At 72.1% G+C, this 14347-nt stretch carries 17 protein-coding genes; 14 read left to right on the forward strand and 3 right to left on the reverse strand.

From position 1 onward, the window contains the following. Positions 1-17: 17 nt before the first annotated feature. Positions 18-1013, reverse strand: a complete 996-nt coding sequence (gene coaA / locus ACFRKB_RS07900) for a type I pantothenate kinase (protein WP_365972372.1) — start codon at positions 1011-1013, stop codon at positions 18-20. 132 nt (positions 1014-1145) lie between these two features. On the opposite strand from coaA, the gene glmS reads away from it, so the two are divergent. The 7 genes from glmS to ACFRKB_RS07935 all read left to right on the forward strand — a co-directional run bounded on the left by glmS (position 1146) and on the right by ACFRKB_RS07935 (position 8647). Then, complete coding sequence (glmS, locus tag ACFRKB_RS07905) at positions 1146-2993, forward strand: glutamine--fructose-6-phosphate transaminase (isomerizing) (protein ID WP_383104179.1); 1848 nt, start codon at positions 1146-1148, stop codon at positions 2991-2993. Between the two features lie 49 nt (positions 2994-3042). Next, positions 3043-3411 (forward strand): holo-ACP synthase, encoded by a 369-nt coding sequence (locus ACFRKB_RS07910; RefSeq protein ID WP_383104181.1) that lies wholly within the window; start codon positions 3043-3045, stop codon positions 3409-3411. A 46-nt stretch (positions 3412-3457) separates the two neighbouring features. Continuing rightward, positions 3458-4924, forward strand: coding sequence for an NAD(P)H-hydrate dehydratase (locus ACFRKB_RS07915; protein ID WP_383104182.1), 1467 nt, complete (start codon positions 3458-3460; stop codon positions 4922-4924). 130 nt (positions 4925-5054) lie between these two features. Further along, positions 5055-6218, forward strand: coding sequence for an alanine racemase (gene alr / locus ACFRKB_RS07920; RefSeq protein ID WP_383104184.1), 1164 nt, complete (start codon positions 5055-5057; stop codon positions 6216-6218). Positions 6219-6377: 159 nt separating this feature from the next. Further along, entirely contained in the window at positions 6378-7634 is a 1257-nt protein-coding gene (locus ACFRKB_RS07925) for an alpha/beta fold hydrolase (protein ID WP_383104186.1), read from the forward strand. After that, positions 7606-8235: a tRNA (adenosine(37)-N6)-threonylcarbamoyltransferase complex ATPase subunit type 1 TsaE gene (gene tsaE / locus ACFRKB_RS07930; RefSeq protein WP_383104188.1), complete on the forward strand. Its 630-nt coding sequence runs from the start codon at positions 7606-7608 to the stop codon at positions 8233-8235. The genes ACFRKB_RS07925 and tsaE overlap by 29 nt, the downstream gene beginning before the upstream one ends. Before the next feature lie 136 nt (positions 8236-8371). Then, positions 8372-8647: a hypothetical protein gene (locus ACFRKB_RS07935; protein WP_383104189.1), complete on the forward strand. Its 276-nt coding sequence runs from the start codon at positions 8372-8374 to the stop codon at positions 8645-8647. Positions 8648-8695: 48 nt separating this feature from the next. Here ACFRKB_RS07935 and ACFRKB_RS07940 read toward each other — a convergent pair whose 3' ends face one another. Further along, positions 8696-9253, reverse strand: a complete 558-nt coding sequence (locus ACFRKB_RS07940) for a L,D-transpeptidase (protein WP_383104191.1) — start codon at positions 9251-9253, stop codon at positions 8696-8698. A gap of 103 nt (positions 9254-9356) precedes the next feature. On the opposite strand from ACFRKB_RS07940, the gene tsaB reads away from it, so the two are divergent. The 7 genes from tsaB to ACFRKB_RS07975 all read left to right on the forward strand — a co-directional run bounded on the left by tsaB (position 9357) and on the right by ACFRKB_RS07975 (position 13770). After that, the gene (tsaB, locus tag ACFRKB_RS07945) at positions 9357-10010 is read left to right on the forward strand and encodes a tRNA (adenosine(37)-N6)-threonylcarbamoyltransferase complex dimerization subunit type 1 TsaB (RefSeq protein ID WP_383104193.1); all 654 of its coding nucleotides are present in this window, start codon (positions 9357-9359) and stop codon (positions 10008-10010) included. Positions 10011-10123: 113 nt separating this feature from the next. After that, on the forward strand, positions 10124-10642 hold the full coding sequence (locus tag ACFRKB_RS07950; protein ID WP_383104492.1) for a GNAT family N-acetyltransferase: 519 nt from the start codon (positions 10124-10126) through the stop codon (positions 10640-10642). Then, positions 10635-11741, forward strand: coding sequence for a tRNA (adenosine(37)-N6)-threonylcarbamoyltransferase complex transferase subunit TsaD (tsaD, locus tag ACFRKB_RS07955; RefSeq protein ID WP_383104195.1), 1107 nt, complete (start codon positions 10635-10637; stop codon positions 11739-11741). The genes ACFRKB_RS07950 and tsaD overlap by 8 nt, the downstream gene beginning before the upstream one ends. Further along, positions 11738-12013, forward strand: coding sequence for a hypothetical protein (locus tag ACFRKB_RS07960; protein WP_383104197.1), 276 nt, complete (start codon positions 11738-11740; stop codon positions 12011-12013). Before tsaD ends, ACFRKB_RS07960 begins: the two co-directional genes overlap by 4 nt. 106 nt (positions 12014-12119) lie before the next feature. Continuing rightward, entirely contained in the window at positions 12120-12476 is a 357-nt protein-coding gene (locus ACFRKB_RS07965) for a YciI family protein (RefSeq protein WP_383032003.1), read from the forward strand. Positions 12477-12670: 194 nt separating this feature from the next. Beyond that, the gene (locus tag ACFRKB_RS07970; RefSeq protein WP_383104199.1) at positions 12671-13333 is read left to right on the forward strand and encodes a hypothetical protein; all 663 of its coding nucleotides are present in this window, start codon (positions 12671-12673) and stop codon (positions 13331-13333) included. A gap of 71 nt (positions 13334-13404) precedes the next feature. After that, complete coding sequence (locus ACFRKB_RS07975; protein ID WP_383104201.1) at positions 13405-13770, forward strand: hypothetical protein; 366 nt, start codon at positions 13405-13407, stop codon at positions 13768-13770. A 38-nt stretch (positions 13771-13808) separates the two neighbouring features. Here ACFRKB_RS07975 and ACFRKB_RS07980 read toward each other — a convergent pair whose 3' ends face one another. Continuing rightward, entirely contained in the window at positions 13809-14321 is a 513-nt protein-coding gene (locus tag ACFRKB_RS07980; RefSeq protein ID WP_383104203.1) for a pyridoxamine 5'-phosphate oxidase family protein, read from the reverse strand. Positions 14322-14347: the final 26 nt, after the last annotated feature.

The raw sequence follows: 14347 nt of genomic DNA on the forward strand, positions 1-14347 counted from the left end.
GACAGCCCCTCAGTTCGTCAGAGTTTGCGCAGCGACAGCCGCTGGACCTTGTGGTCGGGGCCCTTGCGCAGGACCAGTGTGGCGCGGCTGCGCGTGGGCGCCACATTCTCCAGGAGATTGGGCTTGTTGATGGTCCGCCACATCGTCCTGGCGTAGTCGAGGGCTTCTTCCTCGGAGACCTGGGTGTACTTCCGGAAGTACGAGGCCGGGTCCTGGAAGGCCGTCTCGCGGAGCTTGCGGAAGCGGTTGAGGTACCAGGTCTCGATGTCCTCGGGGCGCGCGTCGACATACACACTGAAGTCGAAGTAGTCGGCGAGCCCGACCCTGGTCCTGCCGTCCTTGCCGGGCAGCGCGGGCTGGAGGACGTTGAGGCCCTCGACGATGAGGATGTCGGGCCGCCGTACGGTGAGCAGTTCGCCGGGCACGATGTCGTAGATCAGATGCGAGTAGACCGGGGCCGTGACCTCGTCCTTGCCCGCCTTGATGTCGGCGACGAACCGGGTCAGCGCGCGGCGGTCGTACGACTCCGGGAAACCCTTGCGTGACATCAGCCCGCGGGACTGGAGCTCCTTCATCGGGAGCAGGAAGCCGTCGGTGGTGACGCGTTCCACCCGCGGGTGCTCCGGCCAGCGGGCGAGCAGTGCCTGCAACAGCCGGGCCACGGTGGACTTTCCGACGGCGACACTGCCCGCCACGCCTATGACGAACGGTGTGCCGCGCTGGGCGCCGTGCCCGTTGCCCGCGTCCCCGAGGAAGGTGTTCAGCGCGCCGCGCAGCCCCGCCGTGGCCTGGACATAGAGGTTGAGCAGCCGGGAGAGCGGCAGATAGACGTCCCGTACCTCGTCGAGATCGATGACGTCGCCGAGCCCGCGCAGCCGCTCGACCTCCTCGGCGGAGAGGGGCAGCGGCGTCTTGTCGCGCAGCGCGCTCCACTCGGCCCGGCTGAGGTCGACATAGGGGGTCGGCCCGTGCTCGCCCCGGCGTGGGGCGCTTCGTGGCGGCGAAGTGATCACCCCGCCATTGTCGGGGGTGCGGGACCCTTCTGGGTGGTGTGCTAGGTCACGTGGCGGGCGACGCGGGGGACGCATCAGGCACCGCACCGGCCGGTCCACGAAGATCGACGGGACAGCACCTAGGCTGCGGACATGTGCGGAATTGTGGGTTACGTCGGCGGACAGTCGGCGCTCGATGTGGTCATCGCGGGTCTCAAGCGGCTTGAGTACCGGGGGTACGACTCCGCCGGAGTCGCGGTACTCGCCGACGGCGGACTGGCCGCGGCGAAGAAGGCGGGCAAGCTCGTCAACCTGGAGAAGACGCTGGTGGAACGGCCGTTGCCGAGCGGCGCCACCGGTATCGGACATACCCGGTGGGCCACGCACGGCGGCCCGACCGATGTCAACGCCCATCCCCATCTGGACAACGCGGGACGCGTCGCCGTCGTACACAACGGCATCATCGAGAACTTCGCCGCGCTCCGCGCCGAACTGGCCGGGCGCGGCCACGACCTGGAGTCGGAGACCGACACCGAGGCCGTGGCGCATCTGCTCGCCGAGGCGTTCTCGTCGTGCGGCGATCTCGCGGAGTCCATGCGGCAGGTGTGCCGGCGGCTGGAGGGCGCGTTCACGCTCGTCGCCGTCCACGCGGACGAGCCGGACGTGGTGGTCGGCGCGCGCCGCAACTCCCCCCTGGTGGTGGGCGTCGGGGACGGCGAGTCCTTCCTCGCCTCGGACGTCGCCGCGTTCATCGCCCATACGCGCTCCGCGATCGAGCTCGGCCAGGACCAGGTCGTCGAACTGCGCCGGGACGGGGTGGTGGTGACGGACTTCGACGGCGCCCCGGCCGAGGTCCGCGCGTACCACGTGGACTGGGACGCGTCCGCCGCCGAGAAGGGCGGCTACGACTACTTCATGCTGAAGGAGATCGCCGAGCAGCCCAAGGCGGTCGCGGACACCCTCCTCGGACGGATCGACGCCGAGGGCTCGCTGACGCTCGATGAGGTGCGTATCCCGGCCGCCGTGCTGCGCGAGGCGGACAAGGTCGTCATCGTGGCGTGCGGGACGGCCTTCCACGCCGGGCTGATCGCGAAGTACGCCATCGAGCACTGGACGAGGTTGCCCTGCGAGGTGGAGCTGGCCAGTGAGTTCCGCTACCGGGACCCGATCCTGGACCGGCGCACGCTGGTGATCGCGATCTCGCAGTCCGGCGAGACCATGGACACGCTGATGGCGCTGCGGCACGCCCGCGAGCAGGGCGCGAAGGTGCTGGCCATCTGCAATACGAACGGTTCGACCATCCCGAGGGAGTCGGACGCCGTCCTCTACACGCACGCGGGCCCGGAGGTCGCCGTCGCGTCGACCAAGGCGTTCCTGACCCAGCTGGTGGCCTGCTATCTGGTCGCGCTGTATCTGGGGCAGCGGCGCGGTACGAAGTGGGGCGACGAGATCAGGGCCGTCATCCGGGACCTGTCGCGGATCTCCTGCGAGGTGGAGCGCGTCCTGGAGACGATGGAGCCGGTACGGGCCCTGGCGCGCACTCTCAAGGACAAGCCGACGGTGCTGTTCCTGGGCCGGCACGTGGGCTATCCGGTCGCCCTGGAGGGTGCGCTCAAGCTCAAGGAACTGGCGTACATGCACGCCGAGGGCTTCGCGGCCGGTGAGCTGAAGCACGGCCCGATCGCGTTGATCGAGGAGGATCTGCCGGTGGTGGTGGTCGTACCCTCGCCGCGCGGGCGTTCGGTGCTGCACGACAAGATCGTGTCGAACATCCAGGAGATCCGGGCCAGGGGCGCGCGCACGATCGTGATCGCGGAGGAGGGGGACGACGCGGTGGTGCCGTACGCGGATCATCTGATCCGTATCCCGGTGACGCCGACACTGCTTCAGCCGCTGGTCTCGACGGTGCCGTTGCAGGTGTTCGCGTGCGAGCTGGCGACGGCGCGCGGCAATGAGGTGGACCAGCCGAGGAATCTGGCGAAGTCCGTCACCGTGGAGTGAGCGGTGATCGTGGAGTGGAGACGGCGAGAAGCCGGACAAGGAGGATGAGTTGATCATCGGGGTGGGGATCGACGTCGCGGAGATCGACCGGTTCGAGGAGTCCCTGCGGCGGACCCCGCAGCTCGCCGACCGGCTCTTCTCGGAGTCGGAGCTGCTGCTGCCGAGCGGCGAGCGGCGCGGAGTGGCCTCCCTGGCGGCGCGGTTCGCCGCCAAGGAGGCCGTGGCCAAGGCGCTGGGCGCGCCCGGCGGGCTGCACTGGACGGACGCCGAGGTGTGCGTCGAGGACAGCGGGCAGCCGCGGCTGCGGGTACGGGGGACGGTCGCGGCGCGCGCCGCGGAACTGGGCGTACGGACCTGGCACGTGTCGCTCAGCCACGATGCGGGGGTGGCGTCCGCCGTGGTGATCGCGGAGGGTTGAGGGTGGACGGCGGTCAACGGCGGGTGACGGTGGAGAGGCTGGTCGAATGCGTACTGCGTACAGCGTGGAGACGGTACGGAACGCCGAACGCGAGCTGATGGCACGGCTGCCGGAGGGCGCGCTCATGCGGCGCGCCGCCGCCGGTATCGCCGCGGTCTGCGCGGACCTGCTGCGGGATCTGCTCGGGCGGGTGTACGGGGCGCGGGTCGTCCTGCTCGCCGGCAGCGGCGACAACGGCGGCGACGCGCTCTACGCCGGCGCCCGGCTGGCCCGTCGGGGCGCGTCCGTCACCGTCGTACCACTGGCCCCCGGCCGGACCCACGAGGGCGGGCTGACGGCGCTGCTCGGCGCGGGCGGACGCGTCGCCGACGACCCCTACGACGTACTGGCCGCCGCCGATCTCGTACTCGACGGCATCACAGGCATCGGCGGACACGGCGGGCTGCGCCCCGACGCCGTACCGGTGGCGCGGGCGGCCCGCGGCTCCGGCGCGGTGGTCGTCGCCGTCGATCTGCCGAGCGGGGTCGAGGCGGACAGCGGGGAGGTGACGGGGGAGGCGCTGCGCGCGGACGTGACGGTGACGTTCGGTACGTACAAGCCGGGCCTGCTGATCGACCCGGCCAGGGAACACGCGGGCGTGGTACGGCTCGTGGACATCGGCCTCGCGCCCCATCTGCCGTCCGTGCCCGAGCTGGAGGCGCTCCAGCACGAGGATGTGGCCCGGCTGCTGCCGGTGCCGACGGGTGAGAGCGACAAGTACCGGCGCGGTGTGGTCGGTGTGGTCGCCGGATCCACGCGCTATCCGGGCGCGGCGGTGCTCGCGGTCGCGGGCGCCCTGCGGGGCGGCGCGGGCGCGGTCCGCTATGTGGGCCCCGGCGGCGACGCGGTGATCGCGCGCTTCCCGGAGACGCTGGTGCACGAGGGACCGCCGTCGAAGGCGGGCCGGGTCCAGGCCTGGGCGGTCGGCCCCGGTCTCGGGGACGCCCTGGGCGACGGCTCGGGCCCCGAGGCCGCCGTGTCGGACGTACTGGCCTCGGACGTCCCGGTGCTGGTGGACGCGGACGGGCTGCGGCTGCTGGACGCGGAGACCGTACGAGGACGTACCGCCCCGACCCTCCTCACCCCGCACGCGGGCGAGGCGGCGGCGCTGCTCGGCGTGGCCAGGCCGGAGGTGGAGGCGGGCCGGCTGACGGCGGTTCGGGAGCTGGCGGCGCGGTACGGAGCGACGGTGCTGCTGAAGGGCTCGACGACACTGGTCGCGGACCGGGACCCGGCCGTACCGGTCCGGGTGAATCCGACGGGCACGCCCTGGCTGGCCACGGCGGGCAGCGGGGACGTCCTCTCGGGCCTGGCGGGCTCCCTGCTCGCGGCCGGCCTGCCGGCCCGTGACGCGGCGTCGGCGGCGGCCTACCTCCATGGCCTCGCGGCCCGGCTCGCCGCGAGGAACGCGCCGCTGGTGTCGGACGAGGTGGCGGAGAACCTGCCGGAGGCGTGGCGGAACGTCATGGGCTGAGCGGCTGCGCCTCCGCACCAGCGGCGGCCCGGCGGCGCCCCCGCGGCGCCCTCGCACAGGCCCGGCACCGGCCCAGCACCGGTCACGCGTCCGCACCGGCCCGGGACATCGCTCTGAGAGACTGGGCACGATGACCGAAAACAAGCACACTTCGGCCGGTGTGCGCGCGCGGGCCGAAGTCGATCTCGCCGCCCTGCGGGGCAACGTCCGCGCGCTGCGCTCCCGTGTGGGACCCGGCGTCGCGCTGATGGGCGTCGTGAAGTCCGACGGCTACGGACACGGCATGGTGCCCACCGCGCGGGCCGCCCTCGACGCGGGCGCCACCTGGCTCGGTACGGCCACCCCCCACGAAGCGCTCGCCCTGCGCGCGGCGGGCATCGAGAGCCGGGTCATGTGCTGGCTCTGGACGCCCGGCGACCCCTGGCGGGAGGGCATCGAGGCCGATCTCGACATGTCCGTCAGCGCGATGTGGGCGCTTCGCGAGGTGACCGCCGCCGCGCGCGTGGCCGGGCGTCCTGCCCGTATCCAGCTCAAGGCGGACACCGGCCTCGGCCGGAACGGCTGCCAGCCCGCCGACTGGCCGGAACTCGTGGCCGCCGCGCTCGACGCGCAGGCCGCCGGTCTGATCCGGGTCACCGGCCTCTGGTCCCACTTCGCGTGCGCCGACGAGCCGGGCCACCCCTCCATCGCCGCGCAGCTCGACGCGTTCCACGAGATGGTCGCGTACGCCGAGAAGCAGGGCGTCGAGCCCGAGGTCCGGCATATCGCCAACTCGGCGGCCACGCTCACGCTTCCCGAGGCGTCCTTCGACCTCGTCCGGGCCGGCATCGCGATGTACGGCATCTCCCCGAGCCCGGAGCTCGGCACCTCCCGGGACTTCGGCCTGCGGCCCGCGATGACGCTCTCCGCCTCCGTCGCCCTGGTCAAGCGGGCGCCGGAGGGCCACGGCGTCAGCTATGGCCACCGCTATGTGACGTCCCGGGAGACGACGCTCGGGCTCGTACCCCTCGGTTACGCCGACGGCATCCCGCGCCATGCCTCCGACCGCGGGCCCGTCCTCGTCGGCGGGGTCAGGCGGCGGGTGGCGGGGCGGGTCGCCATGGACCAGTTCGTCGTCGACCTCGGCGGCGACACCCCGGAGCCGGGCGCGACCGCCATCCTGTTCGGGCCCGGCGACCGCGGCGAGCCGACCGCCGAGGACTGGGCCGAGGCGGCGGACACCATCGCCTACGAGATCGTCACACGCATCGGTTCACGTGTCCCTCGCGTCTACGTCAATGAGCGGCCCGCGTGACCACGTCAACGAGCGGCCCGCGCGGCCACTCGAACGAGTGGCCTGAATGCATGCGTTGCCCGGATGAGTATGTTGAAGGGGCAACGGCCCGTGTGACCGCAGCCGGGTGAGGCTCAGTACGACGGGGAAGATTCCGGCGGGAACGACGAGGAGCGCACGGTGAGCGAGAGCAGCGCGGCGGGTGACGCGGCGGCCAGGGCGGCGGCCGCGGTGGCGTCGGTCACGGGCAACTGGCGCAAAGCGGGCGTCGCCGGGGCCGCGATAGGCGTGATCGCCGCGGGCGCGGCGGCCGGGGTCGCGATCGAGAGACTGACGGTCGGCCGCGGGATGCGCAGAAGGGCCCGGCTCGCGCTCGACGCGTCGGGACCGTACGGCGCGCTGCGCGGCACCCCGGGAACCGCGCTCTCCGACGACGGTACGGAGCTGTACTACGAGATCGACGAGGTCGACCCGGAGGCCGCGACCGGCGCGGATCCGGCGGCCGGCCCGCGCCGCCGGAGGCTCTTCGGCCGGAAGGCACCCGCGCCGGTCACGGTCGTTTTCAGCCATGGCTACTGCCTCAACCAGGATTCCTGGCACTTCCAGCGCGCCGCCCTGCGCGGGCTCGTCCGTACCGTCCACTGGGACCAGCGCAGCCATGGCCGCTCCGCGCGCGGCGCCGCCCAGCAGGGCCCCGGCGCGGTCCCGGTCTCCATCGACCAGCTCGGCCGCGATCTGAAGACCGTCATCGACGCGGCGGCGCCCGAGGGCCCGCTGGTGCTGGTCGGCCACTCCATGGGCGGCATGACGATCATGGCCCTCGCCGACCAGTACCCGGAGCTGGTACGGGAGAGGGTCGTCGGCGTCGCCTTCATCGGTACGTCGAGCGGCAGGCTCGGCGAGGTCAACTACGGCCTGCCGGTCGCGGGCGTGAACGCCGTACGCCGCGTCCTGCCCGGCGTGCTCAAGGCGCTCGGCTCCCAGGCCGAGCTGGTCGAGCGCGGCCGGCGGGCCACGGCGGATCTCTTCGCGGGGCTGATCAAGCGGTACTCCTTCAGCTCGAAGGACGTGGACCCGGCGGTCGTACGGTTCGCCGAGCGGCTCATCGAGTCGACCCCGATCGATGTGGTCGCGGAGTTCTATCCGGCCTTCACCGATCACGACAAGGTGCAGGCGCTCTCGGTCTTCCTGGAGATCCCGGCGCTGGTCCTGGCCGGGGAGAGCGATCTGGTGACGCCCAGCACGCACAGCGAGGCCATCGGCGATCTGCTGCCGGACGCGGAGCTGGTGCTCGTACCGGACGCCGGGCATCTGGTGATCCTGGAGCATCCGGAGGCCGTCACGGACCGCCTCGCCGACCTGCTGGCACGGGTGGGCGCGATGCCGGCAGCGGCTAACGTTGGCACTCATGGAAGCACCGCACAGCCCGGCGGCTGACGCCGCGCCCGCCACCCGCCGTACCGGCCGTCCCGCTGTCCGCCTCACCGTCGAGACCCCCGAGCGGATGCGGGAGCTGGGCCGCGGCCTCGCGGCCCTCCTGCGCCCCGGCGATCTGGTGATGCTGACCGGCGAACTCGGCGCGGGCAAGACCACCCTCACCCGCGGCCTCGGCGAGGGCCTCGGCGTCCGCGGCGCCGTCACCTCCCCGACGTTCGTGATCGCCCGGGTCCATCCGTCCCTGGTCGGGGGCCCGCCGCTGGTCCATGTCGACGCGTACCGGCTGGGCGGGGGGCTCGACGAGATGGAGGACCTCGATCTGGATGTCTCGCTGCCGGACTCCGTGATGGTCGTGGAGTGGGGTGAGGGCAAGGTCGAGGATCTGTCGGACGACCGGCTGCATGTGGTGATCCACCGGACCGTGGGCGCCGGTACGAACGCCGGTACGAACGTCGATACGGAAGCCGACCCGGGCGCCGACGGTGCTGACGGTACTGATGGTGCTGAAGGTACTGATGAACGGCGCACGGTCACGCTCACCGGCTTCGGCAGCCGCTGGTCGGAGGCGGATCTGGCGGGACTCACCGGACCGGCCCACTGATTCGGCCAGCCGTTCCGTACATTCCGACAAGACGTCGGCAAAATGTTGCGCGTGCCGTGCCGTACGTGGTGACATGGTACGGAGAGGTGGTTAGGTCTACCTAACTACGCCTGCCCCCGAACACCAGGAGGCATCCATGCCGGCGCCAGCACATGAGCCGCGTCCGCGCTCCGCTTCGCATCTGACGCGCACGCTCTCGCCGTCGTCCGTTCCCATGAAGGATCTGCTGGCCTCCTGCGCGTCGGCGGCGGCCGTGTCCACGCCGCCGTGCGAGCCGTCGGCCGTGTCGGCCGCCGAAGCGGCGGCGGGCAAGGACGTTAAGGACGCCAAGGATGCCGAGGCCGGGGAACTGGAGTCGCGGCGCGAGCGGGAACAGAGACGCGACGCCACGCGTGAGCGCGACGCCGCGTAAACCTCGCGTACGGCCCTGACCCACGGGCCCTGACGTACGGGTCCGGACCTACGGGACGACCACGACCTTGGAACCGACCGTCGCGAACGTCCACATCGCGTTTCCGTCCGCCACCTTCATCCTGACCCCGCCCGTCTTCAGCGTCGGGTCGGGGCTCGACAGCGTGCCGTCCACCGCGGCGCTGAAGCCGATCGCGACATCGCCGACGAGCGCGAACCGCACGACATGCTCGATCCGTACCCCGTCCGAGCCCGTGACCGATCCGGACCGCGAGGTCACCTGGTACGAACCGGCTTCGGGGCTGACGGTGCTCGGCATGACCGGGAACGTCCGCATCACCCGCCCGCTCTTCTCCACCAGCCACACCCGCCGGTCGGCCAGCGCGTAGACGACCCGTTCGCCCTCGCCCGACTCGGCGGGCAGGGCCTTGGGGTCCTTGGGCTTCTGCGCGGGGGACCCGGCGGAGCCGGAGGGGGCGGTGCGGGGTGTCTTGGGCTTGGCGAGGGTGTCGGGCACATGCGCCGACGCCTGGTAGGCGAGGAAACCGACCACGGCGATGGCAGCCGCGGTGAGCCCGGCCACGATTCCCGAGCTGCTCCTGGACACCTTGATCCACCTCTCGTACGTATGACTCCGTGGTGACGTTAGCAGCAGGCGGCTGACGGGACGGGGCGCCGTGCCTTGGGGCCGGGAGCCGTAGGCTGTTTGCGTGCTTCTGCTCGCCGTTGATACCGCCACGCCCGCCGTCACCGTCGCTCTCCACGACGGCAGCTCCGTCCTGGCCGAGGAGAGTCAGGTCGACGCGCGCCGCCATGGGGAACTGCTGCTGCCCGCCGTCGACCGGATCCTCGCCGGGGCCGGACTGAAACTCGACGCCGTCACGGATGTGATCGTCGGTGTCGGTCCCGGCCCGTACACGGGGCTGCGCGTCGGCCTGGTCACGGCGCTGACCCTCGGTTCCGCGCTCGGCGTGCCGGTGCGGGGGGTGTGCACGCTGGACGGGCTCGCGTACGCCTCCGGGGCCGAGGGCCCCTTCGTCGTCGCGACGGACGCGCGGCGCAAGGAGATCTACTGGGCGCGGTACGCGGACGCCCGTACCCGGCTGACCGAACCCGCGGTCGACCGGCCCGCCGATATCGCGGAGGCGGTCGCGGGGCTGCCCGCCGTCGGCGCCGGGGCGCTGCTCTACCCCGACACCTTCCCGGACGCCCGCGGCCCCGAGCACCAGTCGGCCGCGGCGCTCGCCTCGCTGGCGGCGGAGAGGCTGGCCGCCGGCGGGGAGTTCCTGCCGGCGCTGCCGCTCTATCTGCGCCGGCCCGACGCGCAGGTGCCCAAGAACTACAAGGTGGTCACGCCGAAGTGACGGACGCGACGGACGCCGCTGACGTGAACGCGGCCGAGGCGGCGGGAGCGGCGGCAGCGGCGGGAGATGCCGGGGCCGCCGGAGCGGCGGCGCCCGCCGTCGCCCTGCGCGAGATGCGCTGGTGGGACATCGAGCCGGTGCTCGCGCTCGAACATGACCTCTTCCCCGAGGACGCCTGGTCCCCGGGCATGTTCTGGTCGGAACTGGCCCACGCGCGCGGCCCCCGGGCCACCCGCCGCTATGTGGTGGCCGAGACGACGGAGTCCGGGAGGGGCGGGCAAGGAGGGAGCGGACGGAGCGGCACCGGCGGCGCCCGGATCGTCGGCTACGCGGGACTCGCCGCCGCCGGGGGACTCGGCGACGTACAGACCATCGCCGCCGCCCGCGACCAGTGGGGCACCGGCCTCGGAGCCCGGCTGCTCACCGATCTCCTCCAGCACGCCACCGCCTTCGAGTGCGAGGAGGTGCTGCTCGAAGTGCGGGTCGACAACCTCCGCGCGCAGCGGCTGTACGAGCGGTTCGGCTTCGAGCGGATCGGTTTCCGGCGCGGCTACTACCAGCCGGGCAATGTCGACGCGCTCGTCATGCGCCACCACGTGAAGACCCATCAAGGAACTGAGAACCATGGCTGACGAACCCCTCGTCCTCGGTATCGAGACCTCCTGCGACGAGACCGGCGTCGGCATCGTCCGGGGGACGACCCTGCTCGCCGACGCCATCGCGTCGAGCGTCGACGAGCACGCGCGCTTCGGCGGTGTGGTCCCGGAGGTTGCCTCGCGCGCGCATCTGGAGGCGATGGTGCCGACGATCCAGCGCGCGCTGAAGGAGGCGGGGGTCTCCGCGCGCGATCTGGACGGCATCGCCGTGACCGCGGGCCCCGGCCTCGCGGGGGCCCTCCTGGTGGGGGTCTCGGCGGCGAAGTCGTACGCGTACGCCCTGGGCAAGCCGCTGTACGGCGTGAACCACCTGGCCTCGCACATCTGCGTCGACCAGCTGGAACACGGCCGGCTGCCCGAGCCGACCATGGCGCTGCTGGTCAGCGGCGGCCATTCGTCGCTGCTGCTCGCGCCGGACATCACCGCGGATGTGCGGCCGATGGGCGCGACGATCGACGACGCGGCGGGCGAGGCGTTCGACAAGATCGCGCGGGTGCTCCAGCTGGGCTTCCCCGGCGGCCCGGTGATCGACCGGCTGGCGAGGGAGGGCGACCCGTCCGCGATCGCGTTCCCGCGCGGACTGACCGGGCCGCGCGACGCGCCGTACGACTTCTCCTTCTCGGGCCTGAAGACCTCGGTGGCCCGCTGGATCGAGGCGAAGCGGAACGCGGGCGAGGAGGTGCCCGTACGGGATGTGGCGGCGTCGTTCCAGGAGGCGGTGGTCGACGTACTGACGCGGAAGGCCGTACGCGCCTGCAAGGACGAGGGCGTGGACCATCTGATGATCGGCGGCGGCGTCGCGGCCAACTCCCGGCTGCGCGCGCTCGCCCAGGAACGCTGCGAGCGGGCGGGCATCCGGCTGCGCGTGCCGCGCCCGGGGCTGTGCACGGACAACGGCGCGATGGTGGCCGCTCTGGGCGCGGAGATGGTGGCGCGCAACCGGCCGGCGTCGGACTGGGAGCTGTCGGCGGACTCGTCGCTGCCGGTGACGGAGCCGCATGTGCCGGGGCAGCCACCTGCCCCGCACGATCACGACCATGTGCACGAAGTGGCGAAGGACAACCTGTACTCATGACGGTCGCGCTGATGTGGGAGGCGAAAGCGGCGCCGGGCCGGGGCGCGGAACTGCTGGAGTGGGCGCGGACGCGGACGCCGGCCCGCGCGCCGGAACCGCCGTACGCGCCCCTCCGCCGCGAACTCCTGCGCGCGCCCCGGGACCGTGTCCTGGTCATCACCTGGTGGGACGCGCCCTACGACGCCGATCTCCCCGAACTCCCACCCCCACCCCCGGACCTCCTCGCCCGCCCACCCCACCGCTGGCGCTTCGAGTCGGTCGCGACGGAATAGCCGGCCGGCGTGTGTCGATCCGGGGGGTTCCCGTTCGACGTAGGGGTGAGAGGGCGGGAGCAGCCCGCCGTACACACCCCGCGCCGTACACACCGAGGAGTCACCCATGCCGCGCTATCTGTCGACCGTCAGCAGCAGTGAGAAGAACGCGCCCGCCGGCGGACCCAGCCCTGAGCTGATGCGGCGCATGGGCGAGTTGATCGAGGAGATGACCAAGGCCGGTGTGCTGCTCGACACCGCCGGGCTGACGCCGTCCGCGCAGGGTGTGCGCTTCCGGCAGAGCGGCGGGAGGCTCAGTGTCACCGACGGGCCGTTCACCGAGGCCAAGGAGGTCATCGGTGGGTACGCGATCGTGCAGGCCAAGGACAAGGAGCAGGCCATCGAGTGGACCCGGCGCTTTGTGGAGATCCACGGCGATGAATACGACATCACCGTCGAGCTCCGGGAGATCGCGGAGCCGTAAGCCGTAAGACGCAGGGGGAGCGGTTCGGGCTGCCGGTGGGGAGCGGGCCGGCCGAGGGTGTGGTGGGGCGCCGCTCGGACAACGACGACCCGAACTGGGTGTCGGACACCCGCGAATGACGAGCGCGGGCGGCGCTACCGGTGACGTCCGACCCCGCTCCGTCGACGCACTTCCGCACCGCTAACCTCTGGCGAATGATCAGCCGTGCTCCGCTGCCGCCGCCCCCGCCGTCCCAGGAGCAGGGCCCGTGGCCCGACCATGCGGTGCGGCTCGCCGAGCGGGCTCAGACCATGGTGGAGCTGAGCAGGCGCGGTCTCTCCTTCGGACGGCTGGTGGTGCTCTGGCTGACGGGGGCGCTCGCCGTGGTCGGCTGGGCGGCCGTGGGGACGGCGATACAGAGCTTCGAGGGTGGTGGCCTCGGTGTGATGACCGGATTGGTGGCGCTGGGCCTCGCGGCGGTCCTGCTGATCCCGGCGGGGGTCGCGGTCGGTTTCTGGCTGAGCCGGGGGCGTGTCATACGGGAGCGGCTGGACGCCTGGGCGCGGTTCGCCCCGGAGCCCGTGACGGACACACGGCTGGAGGTGCACCGGCGGTCCGTGATGTGGCTGCTGCCCTCGGTACTGCTGTGCCTGGTGGGGGTGTGGGTGACCGGCCGGGCCCTCGCCGAGGCCGGGAGCGGGGGCGTGACCGGCAGGGAATCGGTCACGCTGGGTGAGACGGCGTACGCGCTGGGGCTCGGCATCACGCTCCTGGTCACCGGTCTGCTCGGGCTCGTCCCATCGGTCCGGCATCAGTGCTGGTCAGGGCGGTTGATGCGGACCGTGCCGGTCCGCAGGGGCGGGGGCGCACATCGCTGAGGCGGGTCTTACCGTGTCCGTCCTATCCTGAAGAGGGAACGCATGCGCCATTCAGGGTTAAGGGGCGGCGGATGGAATGGATTTGGTGGATTTTCGTCTTCTTCATCGTGGGCGGCTTCGGCTGGATCGCCGACACCGGCCGCACCGCGCTCCGGACCCGGCACGAACGAAGAATTGAGCGCTTCAAGCTCCAGGAGCACGAACGGCTCGCCCTCGAACAGGCCAACAAGCCCCCGGAGCCGGTCTGCGGCTGTTCGCACCATCTGGCGAAGCACGACCGGCAGGGCAAGTGCCATGAGGACGTGGAGGCGCCGATGGAGTGGGACGAGAACAAGAAGCCCCTGCGGTACGAGCGCCGGCAGTGCAACTGCCAGCAGTACATCGGCCCGCAGCCGCTGTCACAGATCTACGCGGACGAACTCACGGACCTGGACTGACGACCTGCGCGACCTGCCCTCCCGGCCGCCCGCAGCGGTCAGGCGATGTCCAGGGCGGTCCCGTACAGCTTCCCGACCCTGAGCCGGATCACCAGCCGGCGCTCGGTCACCTGTCGCGCCAGGAACTCCGCCTCGTCCGTGGGGTCCTGGGGGCGGGCGGCGGCGGGCAGCAGCGTGAGCAGTTCGCGCCCGACCGCGTCACCTGCCACCGCCGAGGGCCCGGAGAGTTCCGCCTCGCCCTCCGCGACCGCGAAGGTCCAGTGGTCGTCGCTGGAGACATGCAGTGCCACCCGGGGGTTGTTCCGGATCTGGCGCACCTTGAGCCGGTCGGCGGTGGTGGAGAACCGTACGATCCGCTCCCCGGGATCCCAGCCGTACACCATGGTCGTCAGATGCGGGTGCCCATCGCGCTTGACGGTGGCGAGGGTTCCGAACTGCCGCTCCCCGAGGAAGTCGGAGAGCGCCGCGTCGGTCAGGATCCTCGGGGCGGGCCCGCTGCTCTGGTCAGTGCCCGGTTCGCTGCTCTGCTCGCTGGTCTGCTCGCTGGTCATGCCGCTGCCAACTCCCGCCGTACGGG

Origin of the sequence: Streptomyces scopuliridis (assembly GCF_042790125.1) — a bacterium.
Classification (GTDB): domain Bacteria; phylum Actinomycetota; class Actinomycetes; order Streptomycetales; family Streptomycetaceae; genus Streptomyces; species Streptomyces scopuliridis_A.